The organism is Bifidobacterium ramosum (assembly GCF_009299505.1).
Taxonomy (GTDB): Bacteria; Actinomycetota; Actinomycetes; order Actinomycetales; family Bifidobacteriaceae; genus Bifidobacterium; species Bifidobacterium ramosum.
Map to the genome: position 1 here is coordinate 1 of NZ_WBSM01000002.1, position 18,473 is coordinate 18,473.

13 protein-coding genes are annotated in these 18,473 nt (G+C 63.0%); 12 read left to right on the forward strand and 1 reads right to left on the reverse strand.

Going from position 1 to position 18,473, the window contains the following annotated elements:
* Window positions 1–731: 731 nt before the first annotated feature.
* The 12 genes from DSM100688_RS11740 to rpsI all read left to right on the forward strand — a co-directional run bounded on the left by DSM100688_RS11740 (window position 732) and on the right by rpsI (window position 15,486).
* Window positions 732–899: a hypothetical protein gene (locus DSM100688_RS11740; RefSeq protein ID WP_163146843.1), complete on the forward strand. Its 168-nt coding sequence runs from the start codon at window positions 732–734 to the stop codon at window positions 897–899.
* Between the two features lie 74 nt (window positions 900–973).
* Window positions 974–3,088, forward strand: coding sequence for a SpaA isopeptide-forming pilin-related protein (locus DSM100688_RS02820; protein WP_163146844.1), 2,115 nt, complete (start codon window positions 974–976; stop codon window positions 3,086–3,088).
* A gap of 261 nt (window positions 3,089–3,349) precedes the next feature.
* Window positions 3,350–4,024, forward strand: a complete 675-nt coding sequence (locus DSM100688_RS02825; protein WP_152357663.1) for a hypothetical protein — start codon at window positions 3,350–3,352, stop codon at window positions 4,022–4,024.
* Between the two features lie 65 nt (window positions 4,025–4,089).
* Window positions 4,090–5,466 (forward strand): AAA family ATPase, encoded by a 1,377-nt coding sequence (locus DSM100688_RS02830; RefSeq protein WP_152357664.1) that lies wholly within the window; start codon window positions 4,090–4,092, stop codon window positions 5,464–5,466.
* Window positions 5,463–6,278: a hypothetical protein gene (locus DSM100688_RS02835; protein WP_152357665.1), complete on the forward strand. Its 816-nt coding sequence runs from the start codon at window positions 5,463–5,465 to the stop codon at window positions 6,276–6,278. Before DSM100688_RS02830 ends, DSM100688_RS02835 begins: the two co-directional genes overlap by 4 nt.
* A gap of 478 nt (window positions 6,279–6,756) precedes the next feature.
* Window positions 6,757–7,806 (forward strand): class C sortase, encoded by a 1,050-nt coding sequence (locus DSM100688_RS02840; protein ID WP_240811835.1) that lies wholly within the window; start codon window positions 6,757–6,759, stop codon window positions 7,804–7,806.
* A 653-nt stretch (window positions 7,807–8,459) separates the two neighbouring features.
* Window positions 8,460–9,683: a CapA family protein gene (locus DSM100688_RS02845; RefSeq protein WP_420837472.1), complete on the forward strand. Its 1,224-nt coding sequence runs from the start codon at window positions 8,460–8,462 to the stop codon at window positions 9,681–9,683.
* A gap of 57 nt (window positions 9,684–9,740) precedes the next feature.
* On the forward strand, window positions 9,741–10,379 hold the full coding sequence (locus DSM100688_RS02850) for an IMPACT family protein (protein ID WP_152357908.1): 639 nt from the start codon (window positions 9,741–9,743) through the stop codon (window positions 10,377–10,379).
* Between the two features lie 516 nt (window positions 10,380–10,895).
* Window positions 10,896–11,630 (forward strand): AbrB family transcriptional regulator, encoded by a 735-nt coding sequence (locus DSM100688_RS02855; protein WP_152357667.1) that lies wholly within the window; start codon window positions 10,896–10,898, stop codon window positions 11,628–11,630.
* Window positions 11,631–11,950: 320 nt separating this feature from the next.
* Complete coding sequence (gene malQ, locus DSM100688_RS02860; RefSeq protein WP_152357668.1) at window positions 11,951–14,116, forward strand: 4-alpha-glucanotransferase; 2,166 nt, start codon at window positions 11,951–11,953, stop codon at window positions 14,114–14,116.
* Between the two features lie 408 nt (window positions 14,117–14,524).
* A complete protein-coding gene (rplM, locus tag DSM100688_RS02865; RefSeq protein ID WP_152357669.1) occupies window positions 14,525–14,974 on the forward strand; it encodes a 50S ribosomal protein L13 in 450 nt (149 codons plus the stop codon).
* A gap of 20 nt (window positions 14,975–14,994) precedes the next feature.
* Window positions 14,995–15,486 carry a 30S ribosomal protein S9 gene (gene rpsI, locus DSM100688_RS02870; protein WP_152357670.1) on the forward strand — a complete coding sequence of 164 codons (492 nt, stop codon included), beginning with the start codon at window positions 14,995–14,997 and terminating at the stop codon, window positions 15,484–15,486.
* Window positions 15,487–15,779: 293 nt separating this feature from the next.
* Here the strand turns inward: rpsI and glgX are convergent, their stop codons facing one another.
* Complete coding sequence (glgX, locus tag DSM100688_RS02875) at window positions 15,780–18,401, reverse strand: glycogen debranching protein GlgX (RefSeq protein WP_152357671.1); 2,622 nt, start codon at window positions 18,399–18,401, stop codon at window positions 15,780–15,782.
* Window positions 18,402–18,473 lie beyond the last annotated feature (72 nt).

Below are 18,473 nucleotides of genomic sequence, written 5' to 3' on the forward strand. Positions count from 1 at the left end.
CTGCGACGGTTGGTATTTTCTGACGACGGTTGGTATTTTCTGACGGACATACAGCCGATTGGGGGACGGAATCGGCTGTATGTCCGTGGGGGAGTGTGGGTGTGGGGTCGGGATGGCTGTGGCGGTGTGCGACTCGGTCGACGGACATACGGTCGATTACGGGCTGCAATCGGCTGTATGTCCGTTGAGGGGGAGGGGATTGATGGGATGGGACGATGTGGGGTGTCCGTCAGAGGGGGAGGGGTGTGGCGGTCGGGAACGTCTTGGGATGTCCGATGAGGGGGAGGAATGTAACGGGATGGAGCGATTGGGCGGAGGGGTATGGTTGCGTTGCCATGAGGGGGTGTGACACGCCGATGGGGGAAAGTGTTGGGAGGGGTTGTTATGGCGCGATGCCTGATATTTCGGGGGTTTATGGGGACAACGGGACCACCGGCGCGATATTGACACCGTTGTCGTTTTTGTTTTTGAATACGTTCGCAGTAATATCGAAGGCAGTAGGTGATGAGACAACATGAATAGCGGATTTTCGCAAGCCATCTCGGCGGTAACCGTCATGACAAGGTTTGCAAAAATCAAATGCCAAAAGCATGCGAACGTATGCTGTCGCGTCATCTCGACGGTACACAACGACGTAACGACATGCCCCCATGTCGAGGGGTATGCACTGACGCCGGAACAACACGGCACGGGTCGCCGAAGCGGACGACACCGGACTCGAGGGAGCCAGCATGAGCCAGGCATCGCGCATCAACGCCGCATCGGCGGGATCGCCGGCGAACCACGGCCCGACGGCGCCCGCCGCGACACCGCCCGCCGGACCGCCGCACCCGTGTCCCGGCGCATCCGCACCATTCCGCCCGCACTCCGGCCGACCGGCGGCACCGCTGCCGGCCTAGGGCCTCCCCGGCACCCGCCGGCCATCAGACGTGATCCACCCAACGCAATCCTCCACCAAGGAAAGGAAGAAGAAATGAAGAAGTTGCTCCACCAGGCGATCGCCGGGGCCGCCGCCCTAGGCATCGCCGTCAGCGGCCTCGCCCTAGGCGTCGGCAGCGCGTACGCCGACGGTGACAATGCCGGCACCACGGCGACCGGACAGATCGCGACTGCGAAGCCGAACGAGAACGGCACGATCACCATCACGGGTGATGCGCATACGTTCGCTGGCTACAAGTTGGCGAGTCTGAAGTCGCTGACGTATGAGGCCAAGACTAACGATAGTGACTCGACGACTTATGAAATGAAGGGCTTCGAGGTCGAGACCAATTCCGCGTATACTTCGGATATCGTTGCGGCTCTTGACGAAGTTAAAGATTCGAAAGGCAATACGCTCAAGTCCGAGTATGAAGCTGATACTGCATACTCGGGCAACCCGATCGGTTGGCTGGCCAACAAGAAGTACGACACGACCAAGGAGACCAAGGCTCCGTGGGGCGGCTCCACGACCGGCACGGATTCCGAACTGCGCCAGTTCGCGACGAAGCTTGCGGCAAAGCTGAAGGATAAGACTTCGACCGATGGCACTCTGAACAGCTCTGCGGACGGTACCGAAAACAATGTCGCGCAGGGTCTGTGGCTGCTTCGCGACACCACGGCTTTGACGGACAAGCAGGAGACCGCCTCCATCCCGATCATCGTGTCGACCACGTACTCGGTGACGATTGGCGAAGACGATGCTGCGACTACCGCCGAGTTCAAGGAAGGCATCGGCACCATCGAGCTGAAGAATACCAAGCCGGAAGTCGGCAAGCAGGTCGTCAAGGGCGATGCGCAGAAGGGCTATGAGTCCGAGAAGGTCCCGGATTACAACATCGGCGATACGGTTCCGTATGAGCTGTCCGCCACCCTTCCGGACTCCTACACCGGCTACGACAAGGATCCGAACTACGGAGACTCTGCGAAGGCTAATCCTAAGAAGTCCCGCACCTTCAAGATCATCGACACCGCGTCCGCCGCGCTGACTGTGGACTGCACTCCGAAGACTGGCGATAACCTGTACTCCAACTGCGTCGAGTCCGTCAAGGTGCTCCCGAAGACCGACACCGGTTACGATTCCACGAAGGCTGTGAAGCTGAACGCCGGCTCCGATTACGATGTCGAAACTGCTGCGGTCGAATACGGTACCGATGCCAACAAGATCGGTGAAAAGAACACTGAAGATCAGTCGAAGAACACCGCCACCAAGGTGACGGTCGATCTCGGCAAGTACGTCAACATGGTTGCCGGCTCCACCTCCGCTTCCGCCAAGTCCGAGAAAGACACGACGCCGAACGGCATCCTCGAAGGCGGCAAGGTCGTGGTGATCTTCAAGGCCACGCTGAACAAGAGCGCCCTGCTTTCCGACCCTGGTCGCACTCAGGGCAACCCGAACAAGGTCGCGCTCGAGTACTCCAACAGCCCGGAGGACATGGAAAGCAAGCACACGACCCCGGGCGACGAGGTCAACGTGTACACCTACCGCTTCAAGATCAAGAAGACCGACAAGGGCGGCGCCTTTTATAAGGCCCTTCTTGGTGCCGAGTTCACGGTCAAGGGTCCGAATGGCTACTTGGTGTCCAAGGACGCAACGACTGGTGCTTGGAAGTTCTCCGACAACGAAAGCGACGCTGAGAAGTTCAAGCCGACCGAGGAGAGCGGTGAAGCCATCATCAAGGGGCTTGACGGCCTTGATTCCGGCGCCTACACCGTGAAGGAAGTCACGGTGCCGAACGGCTACTCTTCGCTGTCCAAGCCGGAGTTCAGCTTCACCATCAAGCCGGTGAAGGAAGCCAACAGCACGGACGATCCGGCTGTTGATACGAACACCAAGAACCCGTGGGGACAGAAGACTTGGGGCGATTTCGTCATTGGCGATGTGACCTTCTCTGGCCTGACTGGTACCGATAAGGTTTCCGGCACTGGTGCGAGCTTCGTGACCGCGGCTGCCAAGTCCGGTAACGAGTTCCAGTACACCGTCTACAACGCGAAGAACATCACGGAGCTGCCGAAGACCGGTGGCGCTGGCTTGGCCCTGATCGTGGCCGTCGGCGCGCTGTTCATCGGTGCGGCCGGCATCTTCGCGGCCCGCGCCCGCCGCAACGCCTGACGCGCACCCCGCTCCCCGCACCGGGGAGCGGCCACGACGCCGGGGCGTGACGCACCACGCCCGCCCCGGCGCCCCCTCAACACTTGGTGGCGCGAGCCGGATCGCACAGCCTCTCTCATCACAGTCGCCGACCCGCACCACCAACCCCCGCCTCCTCGCCGCGCGTGTTCCTCCTATTCTCCCCGCGCGGCCGGAGGCTTCTCCATATCCAAAACCATTCCGCAATCCCCGGCCTGGCCAAGCAGTAAGAGAGACCTAGTCATGACACCAGAGTTGATCTGCAATATTCTCACCACATTGGCGACCATAGGCGCCGTCATCGTCGCACTCATCCAGTTGCAGAAAACCCTTCGCCAAGAAACCGCCAACCGTCTCGAAGACCGATACAACGAGCTGCGCAACGAAGCGTTCCTCGTAGACGCATGGGTCGCCGTCACCACTGATCCCACCCACAACAACGCCAGAGTGTGGCATGTGGTACTGGACAACGAGACCACAGGCGTCATACGAGACGTACAGGTACACGTCCAGTGGCCCGGTCTGTCCACGACCAACCTCGACGAGCACGGACTGGGCGTCATGCCGCTGGCCAGAAAGCCTTGGCTCACCATTCCCGCCGGCTCATGGCGTATCAACTACGAGAAGCGATCCGACAACATCATCTGGAGCATGCCGGTCCGTATCCACGACCCGTATGCGGAAATGAACCCCTCCTTCTTCGACCCCGCGGACAACAAGCAAGGGCAGATTCACGACCGCGTCATCCTCCAGTTCACTGACGCATACGACAACCAGTGGTGCCGCGTCTACAAGACGCACAGCACTCCCGACGATCTCACGCCGGGACTGTACCTGATCGATACCGCGAACAAACAACTAGAGCGATTCAAGTCGTCCCCGAAACGCGACCCGAAGCAGCAGCAGGCCGGCGCATGATCGAGAGCGCATTCCCGATCGTTCGGTAAGATCGAAGGCAGCCGCATGGAAGAAAGGTCATCGCTATGAAGCTGACGCTGGATCGTTTCGCAGGCATCGGACACGCCGAGATCCGACTCGACGGACTCACCGTCATCGCCGGGCAGAACAACACCGGCAAAAGCACCGTCGGCAAATCGCTGTACTCCCTGTTCAACGCGCTGAACAACATCCAATCGCGACTGCTCCAGCAGCGGCGCGAGGAGATCGAAGAACAGTCCATGTCCGCACTGCGCGCATACCTGGGCGCCGTCCGTTCGAAGCGCGGCCGCTACCCGAACGTCTACGAGATCAACGCATACATCGACTACGTCATCGCACAGTACCGCAACGGTACGTACAGCAAACATGATCCGCGGCGGGAACAATACCGCAACCGCATCACCGAAGAACTGCTGCGCGTCGCCGATCAGGAAATCGGCCAGAACGCCGACCAGGACGCCGTTGCCGACGTTCCCGAAGCACTCAGCGAATTCGTGGACCAACTGTTCTCCGACATCGACGAAATCCTCAACTATCCGGAAGACGAACTCGTCAAAACGGTGCTCTCCGACTACTTCGGCGACATGTTCCACAATCAGGTGACGCCGCTGAGCGGAGACGGCCAACGCACCTCGGTGAATCTCGACATCAAGAACAAGCACATTGACATCACGTTCTCGAACAACGAATGCAGCACCGCCGTACGCGACATCGACATCGAACACGACGCGATCTACATCGCGAACCCGTTCATCATCGACACGCTCAGCAAGCAGTTCTACGTAGGGCAGCTGGACATCGTGGAGCAGAATCTACGCAACAAGCTCCTCAACCAGTCCGGCCGGCCGGCCAACACCGAAGACGGTCTGGGGGCGAACATGATTCGACGCACCATCGCCCGGGACAAGCTCGCCGACATCGAACAGCTCATCGACGGCGTGATCCCAGGCAGCATCCAGAACCGCGCCGACGGCTACTACCTCAATTCGCCCAAAGCCGGAGGAGCCGTCAAATTCGAGAACATGTCCACGGGCCTCAAATCGTTCGCGGTGCTCAAAATGCTCATCGAACACGGCAAATTCGGCGAGCGTGACGTGCTGATCCTCGACGAGCCCGAAATCCACCTCCACCCCGAATGGCAGATGAAATACGCCGAGGTCATCGTGCTGCTGCAGAAGGCGTTCGACCTCACCGTGGTCGTGACGACGCACAGCCCGTATTTTCTGGACGCGTTCAACCTGTACTCCCGCAAATACGGGACCAGTAGCGCGGCAAGCTACTACGTCTCGCAGCGTGATGAGTCCAACGTCATCGCCTTCGAAGACGTCACCGACGGCATCGACGCGATCTACCGCATGATGGCGGGGCCGATCGACGTGCTCAACGACCTGCGCGACGAACTCGAGGAGCGGGGCGCATGAGCGATCAATTCAGCGGCTCGGCGAGCGGGGCAGTGAGTGGCGTGGCGAGCGGGGCAATGCGCGATGCGACCAACACCGAGCCACAGTTCATCGATGCCGCCACGTTCGCATCGCGGGTTCTCTCCGTGACCGTCCCCAAAAAACACGACGACATCCAAGACGGCCTGCACAGCACGCTGGCGCAAACGTCATACGACACGCATCACCAAGTCGGCATGGTCGTCAGCGACCACGACGCGGTGAACTTCGACAAGATCGCCGAAATCACCTGCCGTGCCGCATCGTACAACGCCCACGTCAAACAGCCGCGCGTACCCCGCTCGCCGGACGCGCTGATCGTGGACGACCAGCGCCGGGAATGGTACTTCATCGAGTTCAAAAACGGTCGGGTCACGGAGATGGAAGTCAGTCAGAAAATGTACGACGCCATCCTGCTGAGTCTCGACGTGCACATCGTGCCCGACCGTTCGTTTTTCAACAAGTTCGCGACGTTCATCCTGGTCTACAATCCCGAACGACTGAACGACCGGCAGATCGCGCGATACAACGCGCATTTCGGCGGGGAGTATAAGCCCAGGCCCTGCGATCAGACGGGACGTATCCAAACGCAGGCGTACTTCAAGGATCTAGCGGAGGAAGACTTCGACCCTTTTGGCATCGCCAAGCTGAAGGGATACCTGTTCCGTGATGTCGTCGTTCAAACGCAGCGGAGATTTGCGAGAACCCATGCCGCAGAATGGGGAACTCGCATGCCGAAGCGGCGACCTGCTGAGTCGGTGGCAGCGGATGCCTCGGGTGCGCAGACTTCCTGACGGTGGCGAAGCAGCCCGAGCTTTGTTGGACGTATTGCGCGCGTTAGGCCCGGGCATTTGGTGTGCGGATCCAGGCTGTGTGGTCACGCGATGGTATTTCGGGCGATTGTGCCATCGCGTGAGTCGGGTTGTCGGTGCTGCCGGTCACGCGATGGAAAATTCGGCTGGAATTCCATCGCGTGACCGAAATGGGGTGGATCGGGAGGTCACGCGATGGCAGAATGCGACGGTTTTCCATCGCGTGACTGGGCGGCTGGTCACGGGATGGAAATATGGACTGAAATTCCATCTCGTGACCGAAAAAGGGGTTGATTGGAGGTCACGCGATGGTAAAACGTAACGATCTTCCATCGCGTGACTGGGCGGCTAGTCACGGGATGGAAAAATCCCCCGAAATGCCATCGCGTGACCCGGACGTGACGGTCGACGATCGGGTGCGTTGATAATGAATCGGGGCCAGCAGTATGGAGGTGGATCAGTGAGCGATATGCAGCAGCCGGGTAGTGTGGACAACCCAGGGGAATCCACGGATACGGACGCGCCGCGCTCGCCGGAGAATGCCGTGTCCGCGACGACTGTCGCGCCCGAACGCCCCGCCAACCCGCACGCCAACCGCGTCAAGGCCCGCATCTTCAGCATCCTGTCGGTCGTATCGCTCGTCATCGGTTTCGGCATCATCGCGTCGCCGTTCATCATGCGCGCCATCAGCGAAACCCAGCAGCACGAAACCGTTCAGCAGACGCAGAACGAGGTCGCCGGCTGGCCGTATCCGCAGGCCGAAAACCAGCTCAAGGCCGCCCGTGCGTACAACGCGAAACTCGCGCAATCCGGCCAGACCACCATCGGCGAGGTCCGCGACCCGTTCGCCAGCACGCCCGGCCAGACCGAGGCGTCCGGCGCCGACGACTCCGCCGCCGCGCGCGATACCGAATACCAGAGCCTGCTCGACACCGGCCAGGGCGTCATGGGATCCATCCGCATACCGAAGATCGACGTGAACCTGCCGATCTACCACGGCACCAGCGACGATGCGCTCGCGGTCGGCGCCGGTCACCTGTACGGCACGAGCCTGCCGGTCGGTGGCAAGTCCACACATGCGGTGATCACCGGTCACCGCGGCCTGCCGAACTCGCTGCTGTTCACGCGACTCGACGAAATGAAGGTCGGCGACTCGTTCTACATCGATGTCATGGGCGAGGAGCTTGGCTACAAGGTCGACCGCATCAGTGTGATCACGCCCGACGACTCCAGCAAGCTGCGCATCAAAGCCGGCGAGGACCGCGTCACGCTCATGACGTGCACGCCGTACGGCGTCAACACGCACCGGCTGCTCGTGTCGGCCGTGCGCGCGTCGATTCCGAACGAGGTGCCCGAGCCGGACGACATCCACGCCGTGAACACGACCGTGGTGGCGCTGGTGTCGCTTGCGGTGCTGTTCGTGCTGCTGCTCACGCTGGCGCTGCTGGTGTGCCGGCGACGGTGGAGTGGCGTGATGCGTCATTCGACGCGTCGCCGCGTGCGGCGGTGATCGCCGGGGATGGGCGCTGTGCATGCTGTGCGTGATGCGTGCGCGATGCGTGCGCGAGACGGTGAGTGACGTACGCGGTGCGCCTGCACTGCGCGTGTCTGGCTGTGGCGGCTGCCGCGAGATCGGGCGGAAAAGTAGGGGAGCCGGAGGTACGCCCTTGTCCGTCCGTCTCCGTGTCTCATTTTAGCGGTTTGCGGACGGACACGCCGCGACGTTTCGCGAGTCGTTGACTGGTTTTCGTGTGATATCGCGCACGTCGTGCGGTGTGATGGCGTGCATGGCGTGCGATACGTCGTCGGGGGTAAGCTGGGTTGCGAGAGTAGACGGGCACCGAAGAAGGCGGGACGATGATGCGGTACGATGTCGGCCGGCATGCGCAAGACGCGCGCGATACGTACGATTCCAACGATGTGCACGGGATGCGTGATGCCAACGATGTACGTGATGCGTACGTTGTAGACGACACCTACGATCCAACGAAGGAAAACGCGTTCGGACAACATGATCCCGTCCGCCGTCGATACGGCCGTCACGGTCGCGTGAGCGACGCGCATATAGCCGCGGTATCGCAGCATGTCGCGCAATGGCTCGCGCCCGCGATCGTCCTGCTGATCGCACTGCTCGTCATCGGTGGTTGGGCGATCGCGTATCAGCTGCGCTCGCAGTACGCAACCGGCACGAATGGCACGAACGCCGCCAACCAGTCGTCCGCCGCACTCGACAAACCCGGCGCCGTACCCCAGCCGGTCGTCGAACATCACGGCAACGCCCCCGACTGCCCCGACACCGACTGCATCTCCATCCTCGTCAACGGCGACCTGCTGTTCCACGAAGGACTGTGGAGCCAGTACGCCGTCAACCCGACCGCCACCGACGGCACCGCGTTCGACTTCACCGGCCTGTTCGAGCCGATGCGCAAGTACATCGATGCATCCGACATCGCGATCTGCGAGTTCGAAACGCCCATCGCCCAGCGCGGCGGCCCATACTCCGCCTATCCGATCTTCAACATCCCGCCCGAAGTCGCCGACGCGGCCGCGCACGTCGGCTACCGCGCCTGCACGCACGCCACCAACCACTCGTGGGATCAGGGCGCGGACGGCATCGCCCGCCTGTGGGACACGCTCGCGGCCGACGGCATCGCGCAGACCGGCTCGTACAAGACCGAAGCAGATTCGACCAAGCCGCTCGTCATCGACTCACCGACCGGCGGCGGCAAACTCGGCCTCGTCACCGGCACCGTCTCGCTCAACGGCATGACCGCCGACCATGACTGGCAGGTCGACCGGCTGCGCGAGGCCGGCGACCCGAACCATCAGGCCGACATCGACAAGGCCGTCGCCAAAGCGAAGGCCGCGCGCGAACAGGGCGCGGACGTGGTCGCCATCGCCATGCACTCCGTGCAGGAATACCTCGACTACGCCGACTCGTGGCAGATCGACGAGGCGCACGCGCTCGCCGACACCGGCGAGTTCGACCTGATCTACGGTGCCGGATGCCACTGTGCACAGCCGATCGAGCACTACAACGGCACATGGATCATCTACGGCCTCGGCAACGCCGTCACCGAATCGGCCAACACGCCCGAAACGATCGTCAACAACCAGGGCGTCACCGCGCGCATCCAGTTCGCCGGGCGGCGCGGGCAGGCCGGCACGTGGCGCGTCAACCGCATCGACTGGACGCCCAGCGCCAACGAGACGCGCGGCAAGTACCAGTGGTGCTCGCTCGCGTCCGACCACCCCGACGGCACCTGCTGGAACGAAGCGCAGGACGCGGCCGTGCGGCAGCGCATCAGCGACGTGATCTACTCGATGGGCGCCGACCGAAACGTCGTACGCGAGTGGGACATCACCGCCGAGCGGGACGGGAAGTAGGGTGCGGCGCGCGCGGCGTGCAGTCCGGCGGCAAGTAGACTGAACGGTATGCCCACCATGCAGACCATCCTCAACCCCGCCGACGCGCCCGCGCACGACGCGTTCGTCGAGAAGAAATCCGAGTTCATCGGCGACGCGTGCCACATCGACTCGCTTGACGAGGCGCTCGCGTTCGTCGAGACGATCCGCGAGCAGCATCCCAAGGCGCGGCATGTCGCGTACGCCGCGGTGTGCGGCGGGTCCGACGGGCGGCTGACGGAGCGGATGAGCGACGACGGCGAACCGTCCGGCACGGCGGGCAAGCCGATCCTCGACGTGCTGCGGCAGGGCGGGCTGACGGATTGCGCGGTGGCCGTGACGCGGTATTTCGGCGGGATTCTGCTGGGATCGGGCGGGCTGATCCGGGCGTATTCGACCGGCGCGTCGATCGCGGTGAAAGCGGCGCGGATGGCGCGGATCGTGCCGTGCGTGCGGTATGCGGTGCGGCTGGAGTATCCGCAGCTCGCGCAGTTCCAGCGGTTGCTGACGGATTGTGACGGATTGGCGGATGACGAGACGTATACGGACCGCGTGACGTTGCGTGCGGCGGTGCCGGCGGATCGCGCGGGTGATTTCGAGGCGCGCGTGCGGGAGACGTTCAACGCGACCGTTGCGCCGGAGATGCTCGACACGGTGAACCGCCCCGTGGCGCTGTAGCGTGTGGCCCTGTTGGTGTTCCTTGGGGATGTGATGCTTCTTCCCCTCAACGGACATACAGCCGATTTGCAAGGTGAAAACAGCTGTATGTCCGTTGAGGGGAAGAAGCATAAGGCGCCAGGAAACGTTCCCGAGTGCGGGAAGTCCAACCCCTGACGGACATACAGCCGTTTTCACCCCGCAAATCGGCTGTATGTCCGTCAAGGTTATGAGGGTTATGAGGGTTATGGGGGTTGTGGGGCTGTGAGGTGTGTGTGATGTGGGTGTTCTTTGACTGGTGTGTTCCCCTCCCCCTCCTCAACGGACATACAGCCGATTCGGGAGTGAAAATCGGCTGTATGTCCGTTGAGGTTGAAACGTGTGGCGTCAAGAACGCCCCGAGTGCCGGAGGCCTAACTCCTAACGGACATGCAGCCGTTTTCACCCTCGAATCGGCTGTATGTCCGTTAGGGGGCGTATGGCGTGGAGAATTGGCTGTATGTCCGTTGAGCGGGGTGAGCGTATAAGCTGGTGGGCATGAGCGAAGCGAACGAACCCACCACGAACGAAGCCGAACCGTCGCAGTCCAGTCAATCCGAACAGTCCGAACAGTCCGAACAGTCCGGTCAGTCCGGTCAGTCCGGTCAGTCCAACCAGTCCGCACAGTCCGGCCAATCCGCGCCGCAGGAATTCGAAACGTTGACGAGCACGTACGAACGCCTGCGTCATTCGACCGACACCGCCGAACTGTCGGAGTTCGCCCGTCGCCCGCTGCCGGACAAATCGGACCAGGCCGCGTTCTCGCGCGCCACCGCACTGCTCGAGGCAGTGGCCGGCAATCCGCACACGCCGGTCGACGATCGCATCTTCCTCGCCGAAACCATGCCGTTCCCGAACGTGCTCGTCAAACTGTCCGTCGACGCCGACGAACGCGTGCGCAAGGCCGTGGCCGCCAACGGCGACGACAAGAACTGGCTGGTCGGCCGTCTCACCAAGGATCCGGTGCCGGAGGTGCGCGATACGGCGCTGCGCAACAAGCGCACGTCGTGGAAGATGCGGCTCGAAGGCGCGCAGAATCCGGACGTAGATGCGGAGATCCTCGATTTTCTCAGTCGGTTCGGTGTGGAGAGCGAGCCGGATGCGCCGGCGATCCTCACGTCGATGGTGCGTCGCGCGGTCGCGTTGAATCCGAACACCGGCGCCGAGACGTTGGCGCGGCTGGCGCAGGATCCCGATCCGGTGGTGGTCAAGGCGGTGCGCAGTCGTTCGTAACTGACGTTTGCGGCCGACGGTTACCAACTGACGTTCGCAACGGCCGTTCCTAACCGTCAGCCGATGGACGGCCGTACGTTGCAATCGTACGTCGCAATCGTACGTTGCAATCGTATGCCGTGACCGTATGCCGCAGTCGGATGACCGACCCCACCGTGTCCACTGTGTCCACCAATCGTGTCCAGATGGCGGAATCTCGCGCGGATAGCGTCCGTGGCTGCCGATGTCCCGTGATGTTAAGGCTAACAATGGGATTTGAACCGTGATATTCGGCGTTTTGCCTAGCGCGCCCGCCCAGGTGGGGGAATACACTAAGTGGTATGACAGAGAGAACCGAAACTGCCGATCGCCTCGCGCGTCCGCTGATTCGTCTGGCGAAGCTCGTGGGCGTCGCCACCAGCTACGTCGGCATGTCGCATGACTACCACGAAATCGCCGACGACGTCCTCGTCGCCGTCCTCGCCGCACTGGGCATCGATGCCTCCAACGACGAGGCCATCGCCGCGTCCATCCGCCGCATCCTCACCGAGCGTCACGGCCGACTGGTCGCCCCCACGGTGCTGCACACCGTCGGCAAGGAGGACAGCGTTCTCGTCAACACGCCCATCCTCGCCATTCCCGAGGCTAGCATCACGCTGGAAAACGGCGAAGACTATCCGCATCGGCTGGAAATGGGCCCCGGCGACGGATCGCAGGCGTACGTCATCAACGACAAGTTCATCGCGACCGCGTCGATCCACCTGCCCGCCGACCTGCCCGCCGGCTACCACACGCTGCACGTCAAGGTCGGCAACCGCACGCAGGACGCCACGCTCATCAGCGCACCGCAGAAAGTGCCGCTCCTGAACGAAATGGAACACGGTCACCTGTGGGGCTGGATGGCGCAGCTGTACTCCATCCGCTCCTCTGCGTCGTGGGGCGTGGGCGACTACGAGGACCTCAAGCAGATGCTCGTCGGCGCCAAGCAGAAGACCGGCGCCGACTTCATCCTCGTCAACCCGCTGCACGCGGCCGAACCGGTGTCGCCGCTCACGCCGTCGCCGTATCTGCCGGTGTCGCGCCGCTTCGTCAACTTCACGTACATTCGCCCCGAATCCATCGAGGAATACGGTCGGCTGGACGACAACGCCGCCGCGCAGGTGCGCGACCTGCACGCGCAGGTCGAACCGCTCAACGGCGACGCGCAGCTCATCGACCGCGACGCGATGTGGCGCGCCAAGATGGGCGCGCTGTGGCTCATCTTCAAGACCGGCCGCAGCGAGGAGCGCCAGGCCGCGTTCGACGCGTACAAGCAGGCGCAGGGCGGCGAGCTCGAAGCGTACGCCACGTGGTGCCTGTGCTACGACAAGTGGGGCGCGCCGAGCGCCGACCCCGACAACTGGGAGCGCAAGTTCACCAAGGATTCGGCCGAGATCGCGAACCTGCGCAACCAGTACCCGGACACGCTCGACTTCTACCGCTGGCTCGAATGGATCGCGGTGGAGCAGATCGAAGGCGCGCAGCAGGCGGCCCGCAAGGCCGGCATGCGCATCGGCGTGATGTCCGACATGGCCGTGGGCGTGCATCCGCTCGGCGCCGACGTGTGGTGGAACCCGGAGCGGTTCGCCAAGGGCGCGACCGTGGGCGCGCCGCCGGACATGTTCAACCAGCAGGGGCAGGACTGGAGCCAGCCGCCGCTGAGCCCGATCGATCTGGAGAACACCGGCTACCGCACGTACCGTGACATGGTGCACGGCATGTTCCAGCAGGCCGGCGCGGTGCGTATCGACCATATCCTCGGACTGTTCCGTCTGTGGTGGATCCCGGACGGCAAGCCCGCGACGGACGGCACGTACGTGCACTACGATTCGGACATCATGCTCGGCATCCTCGCGCTTGAGGCGTCGCGTGCCGACGGCGTGGTGGTCGGCGAGGACCTCGGCGTGGTGCCGGAGTACGTCGCCGCGTCGCTGTCCGCACACGGCATCCTCGGCTGCGCGGTCGAGTGGTTCGAACAGTTCGACGGCAAGTTCCGCGCGCCGGCCGACTGGCGTCCGTACGCGCTGGCGTCGGTCAACACGCACGATCTGCCGCCGGTGGCGGGATACCTGGAGTACGAGCACGTCAAGTTGCGTGAGCAGCTGGGTCTGCTGACCGGTCCGAAGGAGGACTTCGAGCGGTCGGCGCAGGCCGAGCATCAGGCGATGATGACGATGCTGGTGGACGCCGGTTATCTGGACGAGTCGCTGCTGGCCGACGAGCAGACGAACGAGTGGCAGATCATCGAGGCCATGTACCGCGCGCTGCAGGGATCGCCGTGCAAGCTGCTCGCCGCGTCGATCACCGACGCGGTCGGCGAGAAGCGCGCGCAGAACCAGCCAGGCACGAACAACGAGTATCCGAACTGGCGCATCCCGCTGGCCGACGGCGATGGCAACGTCGTGTCGCTTGACGACCTGTACGACAACGCCAAGCTGCAGCAGCTCGCCGCCATCATGCGCGGCTGACCTCGCGCTTGCTCAACGGACATACAGCCGTTTTCAACGATGGAATCGGCTGTATGTCTGTTTTTGTATGTGGTGTATGTGTGGAGAGGCGTTCCTCGGGCCTTAACACCACCCAACCTCAACGGACATACAGCCGATTCCATCGTTGAAAACGGCTGTATGTCCGTTGGGGGAGGAGGGCGCAACACGCCCGGAATCAGTGTCGTGCGCAATGTCAAGGCTGGCGATACACTAGTAGATTGTTGTGTTTCCCTAAGGGGTCCTTCAAAGCGCTTTCCCACTCGCCATCGAGGACTTTCAGGGAGCCCACGGATAATGAGGTCGAAGCCTCTCGTCCCGCGCGCCCCAACCAAGTGCGCGGTCGAGCAGCCGAAACCCGGAACACAATAGATAAGAAAAGGTACACCAGTGAAAACTTTCACTCCGAAGCCAGCTGATCTGACTCACGACTGGTACATCATCGACGCGACCGACGTCGTCCTCGGCCGTCTGGCTACTCAGGCCGCCACGCTGCTGCGCGGCAAGAACAAGCCGACCTACGCGCCGCACGCCGATTCCGGTAACCACGTCATCATCATCAACGCCGACAAGATCGCTCTGACCGGCAACAAGATGGGCAAGGAACTCTACTCGCACTCCGGTCGCCCGGGCGGTCTGCGTCGCGACACCTACGCCCAGCTGCTCGCCAACAAGCCGGAGCGCATCATCTTGGCTGCCATCAAGGGCATGCTGCCGAAGAACCGTCTGTCCAAGGTGCAGCTGGACCGTCTCCACATCTTCCGTGGCGCCGAGCACCCGCACACCCCGCAGAAGCCGCAGGTCTTCGAGATCGCTCAGGTCTCGCAGCAGGCTAAGTGAACCGAAGGGAGATAAGAATCATGGCTGAAAACACCAACGACTCCGCGGTTCAGGCAACCGAAGAGGAGCTCACCTCGTACACCACCGAGACCAACGCTGGCGCTGGCACCGGCACCTCCGCGATCGCCCCGGGCTACGGCACCGGCCGTCGCAAGGAAGCCGTCGCCCGCGTGCGTCTGATCCCGGGCACCGGCAAGTGGACCATCAACGGCCGCACCCTGGAGGAGTACTTCCCGTCCAAGCTGCAGCAGCGTGAGGTCAACTCCCCGATCGTCCTGCTCAAGCTCGAAGGCAAGTTCGACGTCGTCGTCCTCGTTGACGGCGGTGGCACCACCGGCCAGGCCGGCGCCATCCGTCTCGGCGTGGCCCGCGCGCTGAACGCCATCGATCGTGACGCCAACCGCGCCACCCTGAAGAAGGCCGGCATGCTGACCCGCGACGCCCGCGTCGTCGAGCGCAAGAAGGCCGGTCTGCACAAGGCTCGTCGCGCTCCGCAGTTCTCGAAGCGTTAAGCCTTGGCGGTTTCGCCGCTTATGGGAGGCCCCTCGCGCCGTCTGGTGCGAGGGGCCTCCTCGTTTGTTGGCCGTTATATACTGCTCACGAGGTGCCATATGCCCTTAGTCCTAACGGACATCCAGCCGTTTTCAACGATGGAATCGGCTGTATGTCCGTTAGAGAAATACGCATTGCTCCCTTATGCACGTAGTGACGATCAGATCGTCCTACCCCTCAACGGACATCCAGCCGATTCCAACGTTGAAAACGGCTGGATGTCCGTCAAGGGTGTGGGTCACTCGCCAAGCCGTCACTGCATACGCTTGAACACGCTGATGCTCAGCGCCGGAATCGTCCACATATCATGCGCCAGGCTCGCGGCCTCCGCGGCCGACGTCTCGCCGTCGTCGCCGTCCACCGCCCGCTCGATGTCGAGAATCCCGTTGCCCTGCGCACTGCGCCCGCGCACCGCCGCGCCGGGCCGCCCGTCATCGTGATCCGCGCCGACCAACGTCGTATGCGGATCGGCCGTCACATTCGTCGTGCGCACCGACCTCGGCCGATCCAGCTTCTCCTCCGCGGCCAACTGCGCCTGCACCATGTCGACCAACTCGTTGATCGGATCGTCCTCGCTCACCGCGTTCGTCCAGTTGTCGTCGCTGAAATCATGCGGATCCAGCCGCTCGGTGAACATCCCATGCCCCGGCCGCACGCCGCACGCCACGCCGGAACTCCACTCGCACTGCCATCCGCAGTCGGACGGCAACCGGAAGTGCCGGTCCTGATCCACGCCGTTGATCACGATGAGAATATCCGTCTCGTCCACCGACAGCAACCGCATCGCAAACGTACGCACGCCGGTGTCCATCCAGTCGCGTTCCATCGGCGTCGTCCCGTCCGACAGGTACCACTGCACGCGACTCGATGGCTTGAACAGGCCGAGCTGCGACAGTCGCGTGAAGAACTCCTCGTGATGATACAGTCCAAGCGACTTGCGGATCGAAATCAGCCGCGACACCATCTCCAGCCGCCGCATCTCCGGCGTCTTCTTGGTCTGGTACAGCCAGTCCCAGTCGAGCCACGTGATGTCGTTGTCCTGCGCGTACGCGTTGTTGTTGCCGTGCTGCGTGTTGCGGAACTCGTCGCCGGCGAGCATCATCGGCGTGCCGAGCGACAGCATGAGCGTGCCGAGCATGTTCATGGCCGCACGTTCGCGGTTGCGCGTGATCGCCGGGTCGCCGGTCGGGCCCTCCACGCCGAAGTTCACGGAATGGTTCGTGTTCGACCCGTCCATGTTGTTCTCGCCGTTGGCCTCGTTGTGCTTGCTCACGTACCGCGTCAGGTCGGTGAGCGTGAACCCGTCGTGGCAGGCCACGTAGTTGACCGACGCGACGCAGCCGCGCCCCGGATCGGTGGCGAACAGATCGGCCGATCCGCACAGTCGCGTCGCCATCTCCTGCATGCCGATGCCGCCCGTCGCGCCCGGTTGCGTGTCGGTGAGCCAGAACCTGCGCGTCGTGTCGCGGAACCGGTCGTTCCACTCGCTGAACGGCATGCCGAACCCGCCCGTGCGCCAGCCTTGCGGGCCGAGATCCCACGGTTCCATGATGAGTTTGAGATTGCCGAGCAGCAGGTCCGACCGCAGCGCGTACAGGAACGGGTGATGCTTGGTGAACTCGCCGTCGAGTCGCGCCAGTGAAGCCGCGAGGTCGAAGCGGAAGCCGTCGATGCCGATGCGCTTGGCCCAGTACCGCAGCGAGTCCACGGCGAACGTCACGACGTGCGTGTTGGTGAAGTCGAGCGTGTTGCCGCAGCCGGTCGTGTCCTCGAGATGACCGATGTTGTTGCGCTGCCGCCGATAGTACGACAGCGGGTCGAAGCCGCGCCAGCAGGTCGTCGGCCCCTCCACGCCGCCTTCGCACGTGTGGTTGTACACGACGTCCATGATGACCTCGAACCCGGCTTCGTGCAGCGCGTTCACCATGTCGATGACTTCCTGGCGCACGGCGCGCGCGCCCTGTTTGCGCGCGGCGGCGGTGGCGTACGACGGTTCGGGGGAGAAGTAGCTGAGCGTCGAGTATCCCCAGTAGTTGTGCCGGTCGCGCTCCTGCAGGAACAGTTCGTCCTGTTTGGCCTGGATCGGCAGCAGTTCGATCGACGTGACGCCGAGTCCCTGCAGATACGCGAGCGTGACCGGATGCGCGAGGCCGGCGTATGTGCCGCGCAGTTCCTCCGGCAGCCACGGCGCGTTCTTGGTGAAGCCCTTGACGTGCAGCTCGTACAGCACCGTCTTGCTCCACGGCACGTGCGGATGGACCGGATCGCCGTCGTGCTTGGTGACGTCGCGGTCGTCGATGGCGACGGACACCGGCATCTTGCCGATCGCGTCGACGGTGCTCATCGCGCCGAACGCGGAGCCGCGCACCTTATGATCCTCGCCGATCTCGCACTGGTACGAGAACGCGGCCGGATCGAGCTGCATGGCGCCGTCGATGCCCTTGCCGTACGGGTCGAGCAGCAGCTTGTACGGGTTGAATCGCAGGCCGTGATCCGGGTCCCACGCGCCGTCCACGCGGTACGCGTAGCGCATGCCGTCCCACGCCTTCGGCAGGTGCACGTACCACAGGCCGTAGTTCGGTCCCTCCATGCGGAACAGCGTCTCGCGCACGTACAGCGATTCGATGATGCGCGTGCACACCGCGTGCTCGTGGATCTGCTGGAGGAACGACGACGGCGAGTCCTCGAAGATGCGGATTGCATCGTTGAAGAAGGCGGTCGGCTGGTCGACCGGCTCGTACACGCACAGCCATACCTGATCGGCGGTTTCGGAGCGGACCACGGCATCCGCACCACCGTCCTCGGTGAAGTACAGTCCCGGCCTCGTTGCGTAGCGGTGCGGTATCGCATACCGCTGGGGTATCGCGTTCTTCATACAGCCATTGTAGCTGTGTCGTTTTAGGCGGGTGCGTGGCGGTTTTCGCTCGGGCGCGTGGCGGTTTTCGCT